16 protein-coding genes are annotated in these 17,706 nt (G+C 71.5%); 12 read left to right on the plus strand and 4 right to left on the minus strand.

Going from position 1 to position 17,706, the window contains the following annotated elements:
* Positions 1-12 precede the first annotated feature (12 nt).
* Positions 13-918, plus strand: coding sequence for an ABC transporter permease (locus tag ACFVDP_RS31720; RefSeq protein WP_383497317.1), 906 nt, complete (start codon positions 13-15; stop codon positions 916-918).
* The gene (locus tag ACFVDP_RS31725) at positions 911-2,932 is read left to right on the plus strand and encodes a dipeptide ABC transporter ATP-binding protein (protein ID WP_383497450.1); all 2,022 of its coding nucleotides are present in this window, start codon (positions 911-913) and stop codon (positions 2,930-2,932) included. The genes ACFVDP_RS31720 and ACFVDP_RS31725 overlap by 8 nt, the downstream gene beginning before the upstream one ends.
* A 628-nt stretch (positions 2,933-3,560) precedes the next feature.
* Here ACFVDP_RS31725 and ACFVDP_RS31730 read toward each other — a convergent pair.
* The 4 genes from ACFVDP_RS31730 to ACFVDP_RS31745 all read right to left on the minus strand — a co-directional run bounded on the left by ACFVDP_RS31730 (position 3,561) and on the right by ACFVDP_RS31745 (position 7,060).
* Positions 3,561-3,884 carry a DMT family transporter gene (locus ACFVDP_RS31730; RefSeq protein WP_383497319.1) on the minus strand — a complete coding sequence of 108 codons (324 nt, stop codon included), beginning with the start codon at positions 3,882-3,884 and terminating at the stop codon, positions 3,561-3,563.
* Positions 3,885-3,972: 88 nt separating this feature from the next.
* Positions 3,973-4,983 carry a ribosome small subunit-dependent GTPase A gene (gene rsgA / locus ACFVDP_RS31735; protein ID WP_383497321.1) on the minus strand — a complete coding sequence of 337 codons (1,011 nt, stop codon included), beginning with the start codon at positions 4,981-4,983 and terminating at the stop codon, positions 3,973-3,975.
* Positions 4,984-4,996: 13 nt separating this feature from the next.
* Positions 4,997-6,322: a 3-phosphoshikimate 1-carboxyvinyltransferase gene (gene aroA, locus ACFVDP_RS31740; RefSeq protein ID WP_383497323.1), complete on the minus strand. Its 1,326-nt coding sequence runs from the start codon at positions 6,320-6,322 to the stop codon at positions 4,997-4,999.
* A gap of 36 nt (positions 6,323-6,358) precedes the next feature.
* On the minus strand, positions 6,359-7,060 hold the full coding sequence (locus tag ACFVDP_RS31745) for a M50 family metallopeptidase (RefSeq protein WP_383497325.1): 702 nt from the start codon (positions 7,058-7,060) through the stop codon (positions 6,359-6,361).
* Between the two features lie 54 nt (positions 7,061-7,114).
* On the opposite strand from ACFVDP_RS31745, the gene ACFVDP_RS31750 reads away from it, so the two are divergent.
* The 10 genes from ACFVDP_RS31750 to ACFVDP_RS31795 all read left to right on the plus strand — a co-directional run bounded on the left by ACFVDP_RS31750 (position 7,115) and on the right by ACFVDP_RS31795 (position 17,705).
* On the plus strand, positions 7,115-7,930 hold the full coding sequence (locus ACFVDP_RS31750) for an SOS response-associated peptidase (RefSeq protein ID WP_383497327.1): 816 nt from the start codon (positions 7,115-7,117) through the stop codon (positions 7,928-7,930).
* 417 nt (positions 7,931-8,347) lie between these two features.
* Positions 8,348-8,986 (plus strand): alpha/beta family hydrolase, encoded by a 639-nt coding sequence (locus ACFVDP_RS31755; RefSeq protein WP_383497329.1) that lies wholly within the window; start codon positions 8,348-8,350, stop codon positions 8,984-8,986.
* 244 nt (positions 8,987-9,230) lie between these two features.
* Positions 9,231-9,905 (plus strand): RNA polymerase sigma factor SigR, encoded by a 675-nt coding sequence (sigR, locus tag ACFVDP_RS31760; RefSeq protein WP_351451648.1) that lies wholly within the window; start codon positions 9,231-9,233, stop codon positions 9,903-9,905.
* A complete protein-coding gene (rsrA, locus tag ACFVDP_RS31765; protein ID WP_383497331.1) occupies positions 9,902-10,192 on the plus strand; it encodes a mycothiol system anti-sigma-R factor in 291 nt (96 codons plus the stop codon). The genes sigR and rsrA overlap by 4 nt, the downstream gene beginning before the upstream one ends.
* 203 nt (positions 10,193-10,395) lie before the next feature.
* Positions 10,396-11,709 (plus strand): HD-GYP domain-containing protein, encoded by a 1,314-nt coding sequence (locus ACFVDP_RS31770; protein WP_383497333.1) that lies wholly within the window; start codon positions 10,396-10,398, stop codon positions 11,707-11,709.
* Positions 11,710-11,864: 155 nt separating this feature from the next.
* Entirely contained in the window at positions 11,865-13,064 is a 1,200-nt protein-coding gene (locus tag ACFVDP_RS31775) for an HD-GYP domain-containing protein (RefSeq protein ID WP_383497336.1), read from the plus strand.
* Between the two features lie 105 nt (positions 13,065-13,169).
* Positions 13,170-14,150 (plus strand): tetratricopeptide repeat protein, encoded by a 981-nt coding sequence (locus ACFVDP_RS31780; protein ID WP_383497338.1) that lies wholly within the window; start codon positions 13,170-13,172, stop codon positions 14,148-14,150.
* 124 nt (positions 14,151-14,274) lie between these two features.
* On the plus strand, positions 14,275-14,925 hold the full coding sequence (gene def / locus ACFVDP_RS31785) for a peptide deformylase (RefSeq protein ID WP_383497340.1): 651 nt from the start codon (positions 14,275-14,277) through the stop codon (positions 14,923-14,925).
* 462 nt (positions 14,926-15,387) lie between these two features.
* Complete coding sequence (locus ACFVDP_RS31790) at positions 15,388-16,326, plus strand: multidrug MFS transporter (protein ID WP_383497342.1); 939 nt, start codon at positions 15,388-15,390, stop codon at positions 16,324-16,326.
* On the plus strand, positions 16,323-17,705 hold the full coding sequence (locus ACFVDP_RS31795; protein ID WP_383497344.1) for a cytochrome P450: 1,383 nt from the start codon (positions 16,323-16,325) through the stop codon (positions 17,703-17,705). Before ACFVDP_RS31790 ends, ACFVDP_RS31795 begins: the two co-directional genes overlap by 4 nt.
* The last annotated feature ends 1 nt before the right edge of the window (position 17,706 follow it).

Raw genomic sequence — 17,706 nt, forward strand, 5'->3', positions numbered from 1 at the left:
TGATCGCCTGCCATGACAGCCATACCTGTGGAGAACGCGCCGCTCGCCCGCCCCCGCGGCCGGGCCTCCGTCGTCGCCCGCCGCTTCCTGCGCAACCGCGGCGCTCTCGCCGGCGCCTGCGTCCTGCTGCTCCTCGTCGCCCTCGCCGTGCTCGGCCCGCACCTCACCTCCTGGACGTACAGCACCGTCGACTACACGGCGCTGCGCGAGGGCCCCTCGGCCGACCACTGGTGGGGCACCAACCGCATCGGCCAGGACGTCTTCGCGCAGACCGTGCGCGGACTCCAGAAGTCCCTCGTCATCGGGGTCCTCGTGGCCCTGTTCGCCACCGGGCTCGCCGCGCTGGTCGGGGCGTGCGCGGGCTACTTCGGCGGCTGGTCCGACCGGCTGCTGATGTTCCTCGTCGACCTGCTCCTGGTCTTCCCGTCCTTCCTCATCATCGCGATCGTCTCGCCACGGCTGCGCGGCGCCGGCTGGTTCGCGTTCGTGGGACTGCTCGCGGTGTTCGGCTGGATGATCACGGCGCGGGTCGTGCGGTCCATGACCGTCTCCCTCAAGGAACGCGAATTCGTGCGCGCGGCAAGGTACATGGGCGTAGGGCCCTTCACGGTGATCCTGCGCCACGTGCTGCCGAACATCGCCTCGTTCCTCATCATCGACGCCACCATCGCGGTCGGCGGCGCGGTCATGAGCGAGACGGCACTGTCCTACTTCGGGTTCGGCGTCCAGCCGCCGGACGTCTCGCTCGGCACGCTGATCGCGTCGACGACCGGGGCCGCGATCACCTACCCCTGGATGTTCTTCTTCCCGGCGGGCCTGCTGATCGTCTTCGTCCTCGCGGTGAATCTGGTGGGCGACGGGCTGCGCGACGCGCTCGATCCGTCCGCCTCGGGAAAGGGCGCGCGCCGTGCTGCTTGAAGTGACCGGACTGCACGTCGAGTTCGACGGCAAGGCGGCGGTACGGGGAGTGGACCTGCACCTCGAACGCGGCGAAGTCCTCGGCCTCGTGGGGGAGTCGGGCTCGGGCAAGTCGGCCACCGCGCTGGCCCTGCTCGGTCTGCTGCCGGCGAACGCTTCCGTACGGGGATCAGTGCGCCTCGACGGACAGGAGCTGGTCGGCGCCTCGGACCGGGAGCTGTCCCGGGTGCGCGGCGCCCGGATCGGCATGGTCTTCCAGGACCCGCTGTCCGCGTTCACGCCCGTGTACCGGATCGGCGACCAGATCGCCGAGGCGGTCCGCGCCCACCGGGACGTCTCCCGCGAGCAGGCGCGCGAACGGGCCGTCGGCCTCCTCGAATTGGTCGGCATCCCGCGCGCCCGGGAGCGGGCCGACGCCTACCCGCACGAGTTCTCCGGAGGCATGCGGCAGCGCGCGATGATCGCGATGGCCATGGCGAACGACCCCGACGTCATCGTCGCCGACGAACCCACCACGGCCCTCGACGTCACCATCCAGGCGCAGATCCTGGACGTGCTGCGCACCGCGCAGCGCGAGACCGGCGCCGCCCTCGTCCTGGTCAGCCACGACCTCGGGGTGATCGCCGGGACCGCCGACCGGGTGGCCGTCATGTACGCGGGCCGGGTGGTGGAGACCGGGCCCGTCGACGACGTGTTCGGGGCGCCCGCGATGCCGTACACGCTGGGGCTGCTCGGCGCGGTGCCGCGGATCGACGGGGCCGCGGACGTGCTGGTGCCGGTGCCGGGGGTCGCGCCGGGTGCCGGGGCTGCGGTGGCCGGGTGCGCGTTCGCCGCGCGGTGCCCGCTCGCCGAGGAGCGCTGCCGGGAGGCCGTGCCCGCGCTCCTGGCCGTGGGGGAGCGGCACGCGGCGGCCTGCGTGCGGTCTCAGGAGTTGGCCGGGGCCGCGCCGCGGGACGTGTTCCCGGTGCCCGGGCTGCCGGCGCCCGGCGCCGGGCGCGCTGCGGACGGGGAGGCCGTGCTGAAGGTGCGCGGGCTGACGAAGACGTTCCCCGTGTTCAAGGGGACCGCCTTCAAGCGGCGCGTGGGCAGCGTGTACGCCGTCGACGGCGTCGACCTCGACATCGCGCGCGGCGAGACCCTGGCGGTGGTCGGGGAGTCCGGGTCGGGCAAGTCGACGACCCTGTTCGAGCTGATGGAGCTGCGACGGCCCGAGGCCGGCTCCGTCGAACTCTTCGGGCAGCCGGTCGGCGCGCTCGGCAAGGCCGAGGTGCGGGCGCTGCGGCGGCGCGTGCAGATCGTCTTCCAGGACCCCATGGCCTCGCTCGACCCGCGCATGCCGGTCGGCGACATCGTCACCGAGCCGCTGCGCGCGCAGGGGGTGGGCCGGGCGGGGGCCGCACGGCGCGGGCCGGAACTCCTGGAGCTCGTGGGGCTCGACCCGGCGCACGCCGAACGCTATCCGCACCAGTTCTCCGGCGGGCAGCGCCAGCGGATCGGGATCGCCCGGGCGCTGTCGGTGGAGCCGGAGCTGCTGGTCCTCGACGAACCGGTCTCCGCGCTGGACGTGTCCGTGCAGGCGGGTGTGCTCAATCTGCTGCGCCGGCTGAAGGGGGAGCTGGGGCTCGCCTATCTCTTCGTCTCCCACGACCTGTCCGTCGTACGGCACATCGCGGACCGGGTGAGCGTGGTGTACCTGGGGCGGACCGTGGAGTCCGGGACCGTCGAGGACGTCTTCGAGCGGCCCGCGCATCCGTACACGCAGGCGCTGCTGTCGGCGGTGCCGGTGCCGGATCCCGGCAGGGAGCGGGAGCGGCGGCGCGGGCGGATCCTTCTGGCGGGGGATCCGCCGAGTCCTACCGAGCGGTGGGAGGGGTGTTCGTTCCGGGGGCGGTGTCCGGTGTACGCGGGGCTGGGGGAGGTTCAGCGGGGGCGCTGCGAGGGGGAGGCTCCGCCCGGGGTGGGGGAGTCGGGGGTGGCGTGTCACTTTCCGGGTGTGCTGTCGGGTGCCGGTTGAGTGCGGCCGGTCGCGCAGTTCCCCGCGCCCCTTGTGGGGTGGTCGGTCGTGCGCGGGCCGGTGGGGCTTCTCGCGCAGTTCCCCGCGCCCCTTGCGGGGTTGACGGTCGTGCGCGGGCCGGTGGCCGCTTCTCGCGCAGTTCCCCGCGCCCCTGAGATGCGCACTTCGTGCGGCATCTCATCGGAGGCGCGCCACCCACCCTGCAGGAGAGGCGCGCCCCCCTGCCCAAGGTGAAGGCGCGCTCTTTTCCGAGGGGGAGGCGCACCCCCCTGTTCGAGGTGACGGCGCGCCCCTTCCCGCAGGAGAGGCGCGCCCCGCCCCTCATCGAGAGGCGCGCGGAGCGCAGCCTCCGAGGGGAGGCGGCGCGCAGCGCCTGCCTCAGGGGCGCGGGGAACTGCGCGAGAAGCGGCCACCGGCCGGCGGACGAATGACTACCGAGGGGGGCGGGGAACTGCGCGAGAAGCGGCCACCGGCCGGTAGACGGAGAACTACTTAGGGGCGCGGGGAACTGCGCGAGAAGCGGCCACCGGCCCGCGGAATGGTGACAGCCCAGGGGCGCGGGGAACTGCGCGGCCGGCCCCCCACCGGCCGTCAGGTGGCGACGGGCCCAAGGGTGCCGGGTGACGGGTCAGTGGCTGGAGCCGGAGAGTTGGAGGCCGATCACGCCTGCGACGACCAGGCTGATCGAGACGATCTTCAGGGTCGACACCACGTCACCCAGGAAGATCATGCCGTAGATGGCGGTGCCGGCGGCCCCGATGCCCGTCCAGACCGCGTACGCGGGCCCCACGTCCAGCTTCTTCAACGACAGCGTCAGCAGACCGAAGCTGCCCAGCGCGAAGCAGGCGAACGCGATCGTCGGCCACAGGCGGGTGAAGCCGTGCGAGAGCTTCAGACAGACCGCGAACCCGGTCTCCAGGATTCCCGCGACGATGACCAGCAGCCACGCCATGTGATGTGCCTCCCGCGTTCCCACTGATCGTCCGGCTCGGTGCGATTATGCCTTTACCTGGGCGCGGGGGCAGCAAACAAGACACAGGTCAGTCGCCGTCGCGGCGCTCCCGGGTGGCGAGCAGCCGGCGCAGTGAGTACAGCCGCGCCGGGTCCGCGTGCCCCTCCGCGACCCAGGCGTCCAGGGCGCAGTCCGGCTCGTCGTGGCTGCACGCGCGCGGGCAGTTCTCCGTACCGGGCTCCAGGTCGGGGAAGGCGTGGATGACGCGGGACGGGTCCACGTGGTGCAGGCCGAACGAGCGCACGCCCGGAGTGTCGACCACCCAGCCCGCGTCGCCCGACAGGGGCAGCGCGAGCGCCGACGTGGTGGTGTGCCGGCCGCGGCCGGTGACGGCGTTGACATGCCCCGTGGAGCGCCGCCGGTCGCCCGGGACCAGCGCGTTCACCAGAGTCGTCTTGCCGACGCCCGAGTGCCCGACGAACGCGGTGATCTTGCCGTCGAGCTGCTCGCGCACCCGCGCGACGGCCGTGCCGTTCTCCAGCTCCTCGCGGCTGGTGACCACGTAGGGGATGTCCAGATCCCCGTACAGATCGAGGATCTTGGCCGGGTCCGCCAGGTCCGACTTGGTGAGGACCAGGAGCGGGGAGAGCCCGCCGTCGAACGCGGCGACCAGACAGCGGTCGATCATGCGCGGGCGCGGCTCGGGGTCGGCGAGCGCGGTGACGACGGCGAGCTGGTCCGCATTGGCCACCACCACCCGCTCGTACGGGTCGTCGTCGTCCGCCGTGCGGCGCAGGACGGACGTGCGCGGCTCGATGCGGACGATGCGGGCGAGCGTGTCCTTCTTGCCCGTCAGGTCGCCGACGACCGATACCCGGTCGCCCACGACCGCCGCCTTGCGGCCCAGCTCACGGGCCTTCATCGCGGTGACCGGGATGTCGTCGATGAGGACGGTCAGCCGCCCCCGGTCCACGGTGAGGACCATGCCCTCCGCCGCGTCCTCGTGCTTGGGGCGGATGTTCGTCCGCGGCCGGTTCCCCTTGCGGTTGGGGCGCTGGCGGATGTCGTCCTCGTCGGTGTTCTTGCCGTAGCGGCGCATCGCGTTACGTTCCCTACGACCGGTCGGTCCCGAGCATTCCGGTCCACATGTCGGGGAAGTCCGGCAGCGTCTTCGCGGTCGTCGCCACGTTCTCGATCTGGACGCCCTCCACGGCCAGGCCGATGATCGCGCCCGCCGTCGCCATGCGGTGGTCGTCGTACGTGTGGAAGATCCCGCCGTGCAGGCGGCGCGGGCGGATGTGCAGGCCGTCGGCGGTCTCCGTGACGTCACCGCCCAGCTCGTTGATCTCCTTTGTGAGCGCGGCGAGGCGGTCCGTCTCGTGCAGCCGCAGGTGGGCGACGCCGCGCAGGGTGGACGGGCCGTCGGCCAGGGCGGCGACGGCCGCGATGCCGGGGGTCAGCTCGCCGACCTCGCCCAGGTCGACGTCGATGCCGTGGACGGTGCCGGAGCCGGTGAACTCCAGGCCCCGCTCGGTCAGCTCACAGCTGCCGCCCATTCGGGTGAAGATGTCGCGCAGCGCGTCGCCGGGCTGGGTGGTGTGGGCCGGCCAGTCGGGGATCGTCACCGAGCCGCCGGTGATCAGCGCCGCGGCCAGGAACGGCTGGGCGTTGGAGAGGTCCGGCTCGATGGTGATGTCCCGGCCGAGCAGGGCGCCGGGAGTGACCCGCCACACGTTCGCCTCGCCGCCCGACTCCGGGGTGTCCACCTGGGCGCCGACCGCGCGCAGCATGTCGACCGTCATCCGGATGTGCGGCATCGAGGGCAGCGTCGCGCCGGTGTGGCGGAGCTCGACGCCCTGGTTGAAGCGCGGGGCCGACAGCAGCAGGGCCGACACGAACTGGGACGAGGACGAGGCGTCGATCTCGACCTGACCGCCGTCGAGCGCGCCGCCGCCGTGCACCGTCAGGGGGAGCGCGCCCCGGTTCTTGTCGTCGATGCGGGCGCCGAGCGCGCGCAGCGCGTCGATCACGCCGTGCAGCGGACGCTCGTACGAACGGGGGTCGCCGTCGAACCGGATCGGCCCGTCGGCGAGCGCCGCGACGGGCGGCAGGAAGCGCATGACCGTTCCCGCGTTGCCGACGTCGACCGTGGCCGGGCCCGCCAGGCCCGACGGGATGACACGCCAGGCCTCACCGGAACCGTCGGGGCCCACGCCTTCCTCGATGCCGACGCCCATGGCGCGCAGGGCGCCCGCCATCAGCAGGGTGTCGCGCGAGCGCAGGGGACGCCGCAGCCAGCCCGGCTCGGCGGCGAGGGCGGCGAGGACGAGCGCCCGGTTGGTGACGGATTTGGACCCCGGCACCTGGACGGTCGCGTCGACGGCGCCGCTCGCGAGAGGGGCGGGCCAGAGTGCGGTGTGCGCGGGGTCTGTGGTCATGCCTTTACTTTAGTGGGCGCATCCGGAGGTACCTGTTCACCGCCCCAGGAGCCAGCGACCGCCGCCCAGCAGTGAGCACAGCGAGACGGCGTGGAAGAAAAAGAACCACATTCCCGCGGGGACGTGCGTGAGGCGGGAGAGCTGGTCCGCGTCCGAGTCGCCCGCCCCGCCCCTGTGCCGCTTCGCCTGCAGCTCGAACGCGGGACGGACGCCGCCCAGCAGCAGGAACCACACCACCGCGTAGGCGAACGCCGCCTGCACCTGCGGCCCCGCCAGCCAGGACACCAGCAGGAACGCGCCGCCCGAGACCACGACCGTGAGCACCCCGTACGCGTTCCTGATCATCACCAGCATCGCGATCAGCAGGGCCGTGGCCAGCCACAGCAGCAGTGTGATGTGCCCGGCGCCCAGCAGCGCGGCGCCGCCCAGGCCGAGCAGCGGCGGGGCCGTGTACCCGGCGGCCGCCGTCAGGATCATGCCGAGGCCGTGCGGCTTGCCACGGCTGACGGTCAGGCCGCTGGTGTCCGAGTGCAGCCGGATGCCGTCGAGGCGGCGGCCCATCAGCAGGGCGATCAGGCCGTGGCCGCCCTCGTGGGCGATGGTGATGGCGTTGCGGGAGAGCCGCCAGATGTTGTGCGGGACGATCGCGGCGAGAGCGACGACGCCGGTGGCGATCACCACCCACGTGTCGGGGTCGGACTGGGTTCCGAAGATCCGGTCCCAGAGGCTGGCGTCCATGGTGTTTCCGGGCTCCCGTTCGGTGAGGGGCTTGCTTCTGGCACTGTGGCACGTATGTGCGGACGGTATGCATCGAGTCGTAGGCCCGAGGATCTCGCAGGAATCTTTGAGATCGAGAAGTGGGAGCCGGAGGAGGCGTTCGAGCCCGACTTCAACGTGGCTCCGACCAAAGAGGTCTACGCCGTACTCGACCGTCCCGTGAAAGACGCCGAGGGCCCCCGTCCGGTTCGCCAGCTGCGCAAGTTGAAGTGGGGGCTCGTGCCGTCCTGGGCGAAGACGCCCGAGGGCGGTGCCCGCATGATCAACGCGCGGGGCGAGACCGTCCACGAGAAGCCGTCGTACCGGCGGGCCTTCGCCGCGCGGCGCTGCATCGTTCCGGCCGACGGCTATTACGAGTGGGTGACCGCGTCCGCCGAGCGTGATCTCGAGGTCGAGGGCAAGAAGAAGCGGCCGCGCAAGCAGCCGTACTTCGTGACGCCGGCCGACGGATCCGTCTTCGCGATGGCGGGCCTGTACGAGTTCTGGCGGGACCGCACGCTTCCGGACGAGCATCCGCTGGCCTGGTGGGTGACGTGCTCCGTGATCACCCTTGAGGCCGAGTCGGCTCCGCTCGGGGTCGCGCCGAAGGAGGGGCCGCGCTCGCTCGCCGACATTCATCCCCGGATGCCGTTGATGCTGCCGCCGGACCGGTGGGATGCGTGGCTCGATCCGTCGCGGACCGATGTCTCGGACGTACGGGGGTTGCTGGCGCCGCCTCCGGAGGGTCTGATGCGGGCCTATCCCGTGTCCACCGCCGTGAGCAATGTCCGCAACAACGGCCCCGAACTCCTGACAGAGCTGGAGGGCCCGGAGGAGGGCACGCTGTTCTAGCCGAGTGCGGGGTGCGTCGTGGCTGGTTGCGCAGTTCCCCGCGCCCCTTGTGGGGTTGTCGGTCGGGTGCGGGCCGGTGGCCGCTTCTCGCGCAGTTCCCCGCGCCCCTGGAGATGCGCACTTCGTGCGCTACCTCCATCGAGGCGCGCCACCTGGCCAAGGCGGAGGCGCGCCCCCCTGTCTCGTGTGGAGGCGCGCGGAGCGCAGCCTCTGAGGGGAGGCGGCGCGCAGCGCCTGCCTCAGGGGCGCGGGGAACTGCGCGAGAAGCGGCCACCGGCCGTCAGTCGACCGACAACCCGGGGCAAGCCCCCACCGGCCGTCAGCTGAAGGTCAACCCTTCAGGGGCGCGGGGAACTGCGCGAAAAGGGCACCGGGCCGTAGCCGACGAACCCGGCTCCCACCCGGCACCATGATCGCGTGACCCCAGAAATCGAGACTGTGTCCACCCGAACCGGCGACGCCCGCGTCACCTGGTACCCCGCCGCGCACCCGAACCTGGTCCTGGCGGCCAGCCACGGCGCGGGGGGCGGCATCGAGGCCCGCGATCTGCAGGCCCTCGCCACGACCCTGCCCACCCACGGAGTGACCGTCGCCCTGGTGGAGCAGCCCTGGCGCGTGGCCGGGAAGAAAGTGGCCCCGGCCCCGAAGACCCTCGACGCAGGCTGGCGGGACCTGTGGCCCGCCCTGCGCGCGCCCGGCCTCCCGGTGATCGCCTCGGGCAGAAGCGCCGGCGCCCGCGTAGCCTGCCGCACCGCCGCCGAGCTGGGCGCCACGGCCGTCCTCGCGCTGAGCTTCCCGCTGCACCCGCCGGGCAAGCCGGAGAAGTCCCGGGCGGAGGAACTGCTCGGAGCCGGCCTGCCGACCCTCGTCGTGCAGGGCGGCAACGACCCGTTCGGCAAGCCCGCCGAGTTCCCGGACTCCCCGCTCTACGAGCTGGTCGAAGTGCCCTACGGCGACCACGGCTTCGCCGTCCCCAAGCGCGCTCCCGTGAGCCAGGACGAGGCCCTCGTCACGATCACCGACGCGGTCGTCGCGTGGACCCGGTCACTCGTCTGAGCCCCGGGAATGTGGAGCGCGGGACGACTGTTGTGCCGATTACCGGTGCACACCATTCGTACGAGAGGAAGTCCGCCGCATGGGTTCGACCATCTGCCCCAGTCGCAGCACCACTCCTGACCTGGAGTGGAGCGTGCTGACGGCTGCCAAGACCGCTCCTATTCGGGCGGCGGGCGGACCGGATCGTCGTCTATCCTCCGATTCGGGTGGAGCCTTCCCGGGTTCCACGACGTCGCTTGAGGAGGTGGGTCCGGTCACAGGGACCGACGCAGGGACCGAACACGGCCAGCCCGACGAGCGGCCCGAGCCGGCGGAGACCGCCACCGAGCGCAGTGCGCGCTTCGAGCGGGACGCGCTGGAGTTCCTCGACCAGATGTACTCGGCCGCGCTGCGGATGACGCGCAATCCGGCGGACGCGGAGGACCTGGTGCAGGAGACGTACGCGAAGGCGTACGCGTCGTTCCACCAGTTCCGTGAGGGCACCAACCTCAAGGCGTGGCTGTACCGGATCCTGACGAACACCTTCATCAACTCGTACCGCAAGAAGCAGCGCGAGCCCCAGCGCAGTGCCGCCGAGGAGATCGAGGACTGGCAGCTGGCGCGCGCCGAGTCGCACATGTCGACCGGTCTGCGCTCGGCCGAGTCGCAGGCGCTCGACCACCTGCCGGACTCGGACGTGAAGTCCGCGCTGCAGGCGATCCCCGAGGAATTCCGCATCGCGGTCTATCTGGCCGACGTAGAGGGCTTTGCGTACAAGGAGATCGCGGACATCATGGGGACACCCATCGGGACAGTGATGTCCCGGCTCCACCGGGGCCGCCGTCAGCTGCGCGGCATGCTCGAGGACTACGCCCGCGACCGCGGGCTCGTCCCGGCCGGCGCCGGAGAGTCGAACGAAGCGAAAGGCTCGGGCTCATGAGCTGCGGAGAGCCGCACGAGACGGACTGCAGTGAGGTCCTCGACCATCTCTATGAGTTCCTTGATCATGAGATGCCGGACTCCGACTGCACCAAGTTCGAGGTGCACTTCGAGGAGTGCTCCCCGTGCCTGGAGAAGTACGGCCTGGAGCAGGCCGTGAAGAAGCTGGTCAAGCGGTGCTGCGGCTCGGACGACGTGCCCAGCGATCTGCGGGCCAAGGTCATGGGGCGGATCGAAGTGATCCGCTCCGGCCAGGGCGGGCCCGAAGAGGGCACCCCGCTCGCCTGAGCCCGGCCGGCCTCCCGACCATCGGCGTACCCAACTGCCCCACCCGCAGTGGTGGTTGGGAGTCCGTACGCCACTTGGTTCACCCGATCGTGCTAATCCAGGGCCCTCTGTCCCGGTAATCGACGGGATGGTGCCCTGACGGCGCGTCCCGCGCCCTAATCTCTGGTCTCCGTGAACGGAACGTCACGGGGAGGGAGTTGGGCATGCGGTCGGTTCCGCCGATGGCCGGTGCGTATGTGCTCCTGACGGCGGGCGCGGGCGCCTTCTGCGCGGCGCCCGCGTTCTCCTCCGGTACCTCCTGGCCCGCCGTCGCGCTGCTCGCGTGCGTGTACGTGGGCTGCGGGCTCGCCGGGCGCGGGCCGCGGGGCATGGGGACGTTCTATCCCGTGCTGCTCGCAGGAGCGTTTCTGCTGCCGCCGTCGGCCGCGGTGCTCGTCGCCGTCCCCGGGGCCCTGCTCGGCCAGGTCGAGCAGCGGCCCAAGTGGCTGCGCCGACTCTGGAGAGCGGCCCAACTCGCTGTCGCCGTATGGGCGTCCGCGCAGGTCTTCGGCGCGCTCGGCGGGCCCGACGCGATCTCCGGGCCCCGGTTCCCGTACGCGCTGGCGCCCGGTGGCGCCGCCGTGCTCGCCTTCTGCGCGGTGCTCACCGTGCTCGACGGGGGCATCCTCGCCGTCGCCGAGCGGGTCCCGCTGCGGACCGCGTGGCGCGGCCTCTTCCTGCGCTCCCTCGCACCGGTGGCCGTGCACGGTCTGGCCGGGCTGATGATGGCGGTGCTGTGGGCGAGTTCGTACGGGCCCGTCGCCGCGCTGCTCGTCGTGCTGCCGATGTGCATCTCCTGCTGGGTGTTCGCCCAGTACCAGCGGGAGCGCGCCGCCCACCAGGCCACCATCCGCGCCCTCGTGCAGGCCGTCGACATCAAGGACGGATACACGCGCGGGCACAGCGAGCGGGTCGGGCAGGCGTCCATGATGATCGCCCGCGAGCTCGGGATGCCGGACGAGCGGGCCGAGGTGCTGCGGTTCGCCGGGATCCTGCACGACGTCGGCAAGCTCGGTGTGCCGACGCGGCTGCTGCGCAAGGACGGGCCCCTCACTCCGGAGGAACGCAAGGTCATCGAGCTGCATCCGGAGTACGGGCACGAGATGGTGCGCGGCATCGGCTTCCTCGGGGAGGCGCGGGCCGCGATCCTGCACCACCACGAGCGGCTGGACGGCAGCGGATACCCGTACGGGCTCGTGGGCACGCAGATCCCGGAGTTCGCCCGGGTCGTGGCGGTGGCCGACGCCTTCGACGCGATGACCTCCACGCGCACGTACTCGCGGGCGCGGCCGGTGCCGGTCGCCGTGGCGGAGCTGGAGCGGTGCGCGGGGACGCAGTTCGATCCGGTGATGGTGGGGGCGCTGGTGCGGGCGCTCGACCGGGAGGGGTGGCATCCGATGGTGACGGCGGACGAGGCGGACGGGGTGCCGGTCGCCCGGGCAGAGACGGTTCCGCTGCGCGGGGCTTCGGCGCGGTGAGGGGGCCGCGGCAGGAGCCCGAAGAAGGCGCGCCCGGCGCTGGGGGCCGCCTTGCCCACCCTGCCGCCCCTGGCGGCGGATCGCCCAAGGCGGCGCGGGTCGGCGGCGGATCGCCCAGGGCGGGGGGCGTCGTCGGGGTGTACTGCGTTGCCGGGGTGCTGGCCCTTGTGGCGTTCGGGGCCACCGTTTCGCGGGGGCTCGATGAGCGAGGGGTCGCGCTGGCCTTCGGGGTGCTGGTCGCCGTGGGGGAGCTGGCGCGCTGGGGCGGCGGCGGGGACCGGGAGTCCGCGCCGCTCGGGGCCGCGGGCGCGCTGGCGTACGCGCTGCTCGGGTCGGTGGCCGGACAGAGCACGCACCACGGGGTGCTCCAGGTCGTCGCCGTCACCGTGGCGGGCGCGCTCGCCGGCTGCGTCCCGCACGTGGCACGCGGCCGCGGGCCCTCGCTCGACCACATGGCGCGGCGGGTGCTCACCGTCTGGTTCGCCGCCGCCTGTTTCCAGCCGCTGTACAACCGGGGCAAGGTCGAGGAGTGGTTCGGCGGCGGGGCGTACTACGCGCTGTTCGTCGCCGCGCTGCTGGCGCTGACCGGGCTCTGCGACGCCGTGCTCGCCGCGGCCATGGCGCACGCGCGCACCCGCTGGCCGTTCGGCCCGCTGCTGCGCGACGAGATGCGGGCCATGCTCGGCATCGGGACCGCCGTCGGCGCGACCGGGGCCGTGCTGGCGCTGGCCGTGGCCGTCGCCGGGCTGTGGGCGCTGCCCGTCATCAGCCTGCCGCTGCTCCTGACTCAGCTGGCCTTCCGGCGCTACTCCGCGGTCCGGGCCACGTACCGGCAGACCATCGCCTCGCTGGCCCGCGCCACCGAGATCGCCGGGTACACCCCGCACGGGCACGCCCACCGGGTCGCGGCGCTGAGCCGTGCCATAGGGCGCGAGATGGGGCTCTCCGGGCCGGACCTGACCGTTCTGGAGTACGCGGCCCTGATGCACGACATCGGGCAGCTCTCGCTCGTCGACCCGGTGCGGGACGGCGCCACCGCGACCCTGCCCGTCACCCAGCAGCGCCGGATAGCACTCCTCGGCGGCGCCGTCGTACGGCAGACCGGGGTGGACGCCCAGGTGGCCGTCGTCGTCGAGCGGCTGGCCGATCCGTACCGGGAACAGCCACTCACCGCACGGATTGTGCGGACAGCGAACGCGTACGACGAGATGGCCAGGGGAACGGGTCCCCAGGGACCGCTCGCCGCCCTGGAAGGACTGCGTCTGGCCACCGGCAGGGAGTACCAGCCGGAGGTCGTCGAGGCGCTGGCCAGGGTGGTGGCGCATCCCGGTCTGAGCCTAGGGTCGGCTGGGTAACCCATGGGTAATGAGCGGGTGTCCGACCGTCCGTGGTTGGATGCAAAAGAGCGACCAAAGAGGGGGTCCGGGGGCACGGGCCTCAAGTATCGGCAGGCGGGAATCGTGAGGATCTTCGGCAAGGGACGGCACCGGCCCTCCGCCTCGTGGCGGCAGGCCACAGATCGTGCGTTCACGCTGATCGGGGACGGACGGTACGAGGACGCGGGGGCGCTGCTGACCCGCGCTGCCGACCTCGAACCGTGGCTCTCCGAGTCCTGGTTCAACCTCGCGCTGCTGCACAAGTTCCGGCACGACTGGGAGCAGGCGCGGACGGCCGGACTGCGCGCCGTCGCCCTGCTGGACCGGGAGACCGGAGCCCCTGACTGGTGGAACGTCGGGATCGCCGCCACCGCCCTCCAGGACTGGCCGCTGGCGCGGCGGGCCTGGCAGGCGTACGGGCTGCGGGTGCCCGGCGGCGCCACCACCTCCGGTGAGCCGACGGGCATGGAGCTCGGCAGCGCCGCGGTGCGGCTCTCGCCGGAGGGCGAGGCCGAGGTCGTGTGGGGGCGCAGGCTCGACCCCGCGCGCATCGAGGTGCTGTCCATTCCGCTGCCCTCCTCCGGGCGGCGCTGGGGCGAGGTCGTGCTGCACGACGGGGTGCCGCACGGCGAGCGGACCACCGCCGCCGGACACTCCTTCCCGGTCTTCGACGAGATCGAGCTGTGGGCGCCCTCGCCGGTGCCCACCTGGGTCGTGCTCCTGGAGGCCGCCACCGAGTCCGACCGGGACGCCCTGGAGCGGCTGGCCGCCGACGCCGGCTTCGCCGCCGAGGACTGGTCCTCGTCGGTGCGGCTGCTGTGCCGGATGTGCTCGGAGTCCCGGATGCCGTCCGACGAGGGCGACGAGGAGCACCTCGATCCGCACGATCACAGCGAGCCGGGGCATCCCGGGCCGCTGGGGCACCGCACCGACGGGCAGCTGTGGGTGCCGGAGCGGGAGTGTGGCGTGGCTGCGCCGGCTTCTCTGGTGCGGGGGCTGCTCGACGGGTGGGTCGCTGATTCGCCGGATTCGCGGGACTGGCGGGATCTTGAAGAGGTGTGCTGAGCTTCGCTGCCGTCTGACGGTTCGTTGTGGCTGGTCGCGCAGTTCCTCGCGCCCCTGGCGGGGCTCTACTGCCCGTACCCTGTAAAGGTTCCACCGCGATCCCCTAGGAAGGCTCACGTCCGTCATGGCTCAGCAGGACATCGAGAAGCAGCACGCGGGTGTGCTCCCCGTCGACGACGAGGGTTTCGTCGTCGACACCGAGGACTGCGAGGCCCGTGAGGCGGCGTACCGGGAGCGGGGGACGTCCCGGCCGATCACCGTGGTGGGGAACCCGGTGCTGCACAAGGAGTGCGCGGACGTCACGGCGTTCGACGACGAGCTGGCCCGGCTGGTCGACGACATGTTCGCCAGCCAGCACACCGCCGAGGGCGTCGGCCTCGCGGCCAACCAGATCGGCGTGAGCGCCAAGGTCTTCGTGTACGACTGCCCGGACGACGACGGCGTGCGCCACACCGGCGTCGTCTGCAACCCGGTGCTCCAGGAGCTGCCCGCCGAGCGGCGTCGCCTCGACGACTCCAACGAGGGCTGCCTCTCCGTCCCGACCGCGTACGCCGAACTCGCGCGCCCCGACTACGCCGTGGTCACCGGGCAGGACGAGAAGGGCAACGACATCACGGTGCGCGGCACCGGCTACTTCGCGCGCTGCCTCCAGCACGAGACGGACCACCTGTACGGGTACCTCTACATCGACCGGCTGTCGAAGCGTGAGCGCAAGAACGCCCTGAAGCAGATGGAAGAGGGCACCCCGCGCTACCCCGTGGTCGCGAACGACTGATTCTCATCGCCCCGAACGGCGCCTGGTACGGATGAATCCGGCCAGGCGCCGTTCGCGTTCCCGCTGACCGCCGGGTCAGGCGTGCGATCGCACGAGCGGGTGTGCGCCCGCGTGTGCGAACAGGACCGGCCGAACAAGATTCAGATCCGGTCATGTAAGGGGACGAATCCGGTGACTAGGGGTAGTGAGGGGAGCAAATCCGTTCCCAGAACGGTCAGTTGTGGTGCTGAATAGAAAGCGCGGGGATACGCAACGGCGCGCGCCCGGCACTGCGGGAGGGGTGTACGCCTTCGGCCGACAGAGAGGGGTTTGTTCGTGCCTGCCTATCCACATGCTCCACATGCGGCAGTACCGCCGGCGCTGGCACTACCGGTGATCGAGGACGCGTTTCCTCGCAAACTGCATCCGTATTGGCCAAAGCTTCAGGGGACGACCCGTACCTGGCTGCTCGAAAAGCGCCTCATGCCCGCCGACAAGGTGGCGAAATATGCCGACGGCCTGTGCTACACGGACTTGGTCGCCGGTTATTACATGGGCGCGCCCGACGACCTCCTCGAAGCGATAGCCGACTTCAGCGCGTGGTTCTTCGCCTGGGACGACCGGCACGACCGTGACGTGGTCCACGGCAGGACGGCGAACTGGCGGCGCCTCGCCGTCCAGTTGCACGCGGCCACCGAGGCCCCGAAGCTGCACCTGGACCACCAGGACCCACTGGTCGCGGGCTTCGCGGACTGCTTCGACCGGTTCTACGGCCGGCTGAGCAGGTCCTGGGACGCCCGGTTCGCCCGCCACTTCCACGTGGTGATCGACGCGTACGACGAGGAGTTCCGCAACCGGATGACCGGGACCGTGCCGACGGTCGACGAATACATCGGACTGCGGCGGCGGACTTTCGCACACTGGATCTGGATCGATCTGCTCGAACCGGTCGCCCAGTACGAACTCCCCACATGGGTGCGGAAGAACGAGGCATTCATGCGGGCAGCGCTCGCGACCCAGGATTTCTCCGCCTGGTACAACGACCTCTGCTCGCTGCCCAAGGAACTCGCGGGACAGGAATTGCACAACCTCGGGATAAGCCTCATCAAGCATGAGGGTATTTCCGTGCGGGAGGCCGTGACGGAAGTCCACCGAAGGGTCGAGGGAACCGTTTCCGATTTCCTCTCCGCGGAGCGGGAGATCGAGCGGACCACGGTGGCCGCGGAGAATATCGGCCCGCACGGAAAGGAGCTCGCGGCGGCCATCAGGTCGTGCGTCGAGAACATGCGGAACTGGTTCAGTTCCGTGTACTGGTTCCATCACGAATCGGGGCGCTATCAGGTCGACACCTGGGACGACCGGGCCACCCCGCCGTACATCACCGACACGCCCCGGACCGATCAGGTGGGTGACCGCGCATGACCATCGAATCCACGTTGCCGAATCCGGCACAGACACCGGAGGCCGAGCCGAAGCCGCCGCCGCCCGCCCCCGGCGGCGCGCCGCTCGTCGGCCATGCCTGGAACCTGCTGCGCGACCCGCTCGGCTTCCTCACCTCGCTGCGCGACGGCGGCGAGGTGGTGCGGATCAGGCTGGGCCCCAAGAACGCCTACGCGGTGAACTCCCCGGAACTGGTCGAACGGCTGCTGCGCAGCCCGGACTTCCTGGTCGGCGGGGCCCTGTGGGACACGCTCGGCGTGCTGCTCGGCCAGGGCGTGGCGACCAGCAACGGAGCGCGGCACCGGCGCCAGCGCCGGGCCCTGCAGCCCGCGTTCCGGCCGGACCGGATCGCCGAGTACGGCGTGCTGATGGCCGAGGAGGCACAGCGCACCTCCGACGGGCTGCGCGACGGGCAGACCGTCGACATCGCGGCCGAGATGTTCCGTACCGCGACCCGCACGGCGGCCCGTTCGCTGCTGTGCACAGAGGCCCTGGACGATCGCGCCGAGCTGCTGTGCACGGCCCTCGGCACCGTCTTCGGCGGTATGTACCGGCGGATGATCCTCTCCGTCGGCCCGTTCTACCGGCTGCCGCTTCCGGCCAATCGGCGATTCGACCGGGCATTGGCCGATTTGCATCGGCTGGTCGACGAGATCATCGCTGAACGAAGGGGAGCGGTGGCTTCGGAAGGCAATGCGGACGCGCTCCTCACCACATTGCTCCGGTCCCGCGACGAGAACGGCGAACTGGTCACCGAGCAAGAGGTCCACGACCAAGTCATCGCGTTGCTCGTGGCCGGCGCCGAGAATGTCGCGAAGACGCTGTCGTGGACCCTGCAACTCCTCGCCGAACACCCGGAGCACGAAAGGCGGTTGTACGAAGAAGTTGAATCTGTCACGGGTGGCAGGCCGGTCGCATTCGACGACCTCGAGAAACTCGCATATATGCGGAATCTCATCACCGAGTCGATGCGGATTCGACCGGCGGCCTGGATATTCACCCGGGTCGCCGCCGTCGACACCGAGCTCGGCGGGTACCGGATTCCGGCCGGGGCCGACATCGTCTACAGCCCGTACGCGATGCAGCGCGACCCGCGCTCGTTCGACGGCGCGCTCGACTTCGACCCCGACCGCTGGCTGCCCGAGCGCCGCACCCGGGCCGCGCAGATCGCGCACCAGCCCTTCAGCACCGGCAACCGCAAGTGCCCGGGCGATCACTACAGCATGACCGAACTGGCGCTGACCCTGGGCACGCTGGTGGCCAAGTGGCGGTTCGTGCAGGTGCCGGAGACGGACCCGACCCCGCAGCTGGGCATCACGCTCCAGCCCAAGAGGGCGCTGCTGCGGGTCGAGGCGCGATAGG

Source organism: Streptomyces sp. NPDC057694, from assembly GCF_042799415.1.
Classification (GTDB): domain Bacteria; phylum Actinomycetota; class Actinomycetes; order Streptomycetales; family Streptomycetaceae; genus Streptomyces.

Bases quoted from the DNA above. Each gene is read 5' to 3' on its own strand.
- rsgA (WP_383497321.1), bottom strand. From the start codon at position 4,983: ATGCGCCGCTACGGCAAGAACACCGACGAGGACGACATCCGCCAGCGC.
- ACFVDP_RS31745 (WP_383497325.1), bottom strand. From the start codon at position 7,060: ATGGACGCCAGCCTCTGGGACCGGATCTTCGGAACCCAGTCCGACCCC.
- def (WP_383497340.1), top strand. From the start codon at position 14,275: ATGGCTCAGCAGGACATCGAGAAGCAGCACGCGGGTGTGCTCCCCGTC.
- ACFVDP_RS31720 (WP_383497317.1), top strand. From the start codon at position 13: ATGACAGCCATACCTGTGGAGAACGCGCCGCTCGCCCGCCCCCGCGGC.
- ACFVDP_RS31795 (WP_383497344.1), top strand. From the start codon at position 16,323: ATGACCATCGAATCCACGTTGCCGAATCCGGCACAGACACCGGAGGCC.
- ACFVDP_RS31770 (WP_383497333.1), top strand. From the start codon at position 10,396: ATGCGGTCGGTTCCGCCGATGGCCGGTGCGTATGTGCTCCTGACGGCG.
- rsrA (WP_383497331.1), top strand. From the start codon at position 9,902: ATGAGCTGCGGAGAGCCGCACGAGACGGACTGCAGTGAGGTCCTCGAC.
- ACFVDP_RS31790 (WP_383497342.1), top strand. From the start codon at position 15,388: ATGCCCGCCGACAAGGTGGCGAAATATGCCGACGGCCTGTGCTACACG.
- ACFVDP_RS31730 (WP_383497319.1), bottom strand. From the start codon at position 3,884: ATGGCGTGGCTGCTGGTCATCGTCGCGGGAATCCTGGAGACCGGGTTC.
- aroA (WP_383497323.1), bottom strand. From the start codon at position 6,322: ATGACCACAGACCCCGCGCACACCGCACTCTGGCCCGCCCCTCTCGCG.
- ACFVDP_RS31750 (WP_383497327.1), top strand. From the start codon at position 7,115: ATGTGCGGACGGTATGCATCGAGTCGTAGGCCCGAGGATCTCGCAGGA.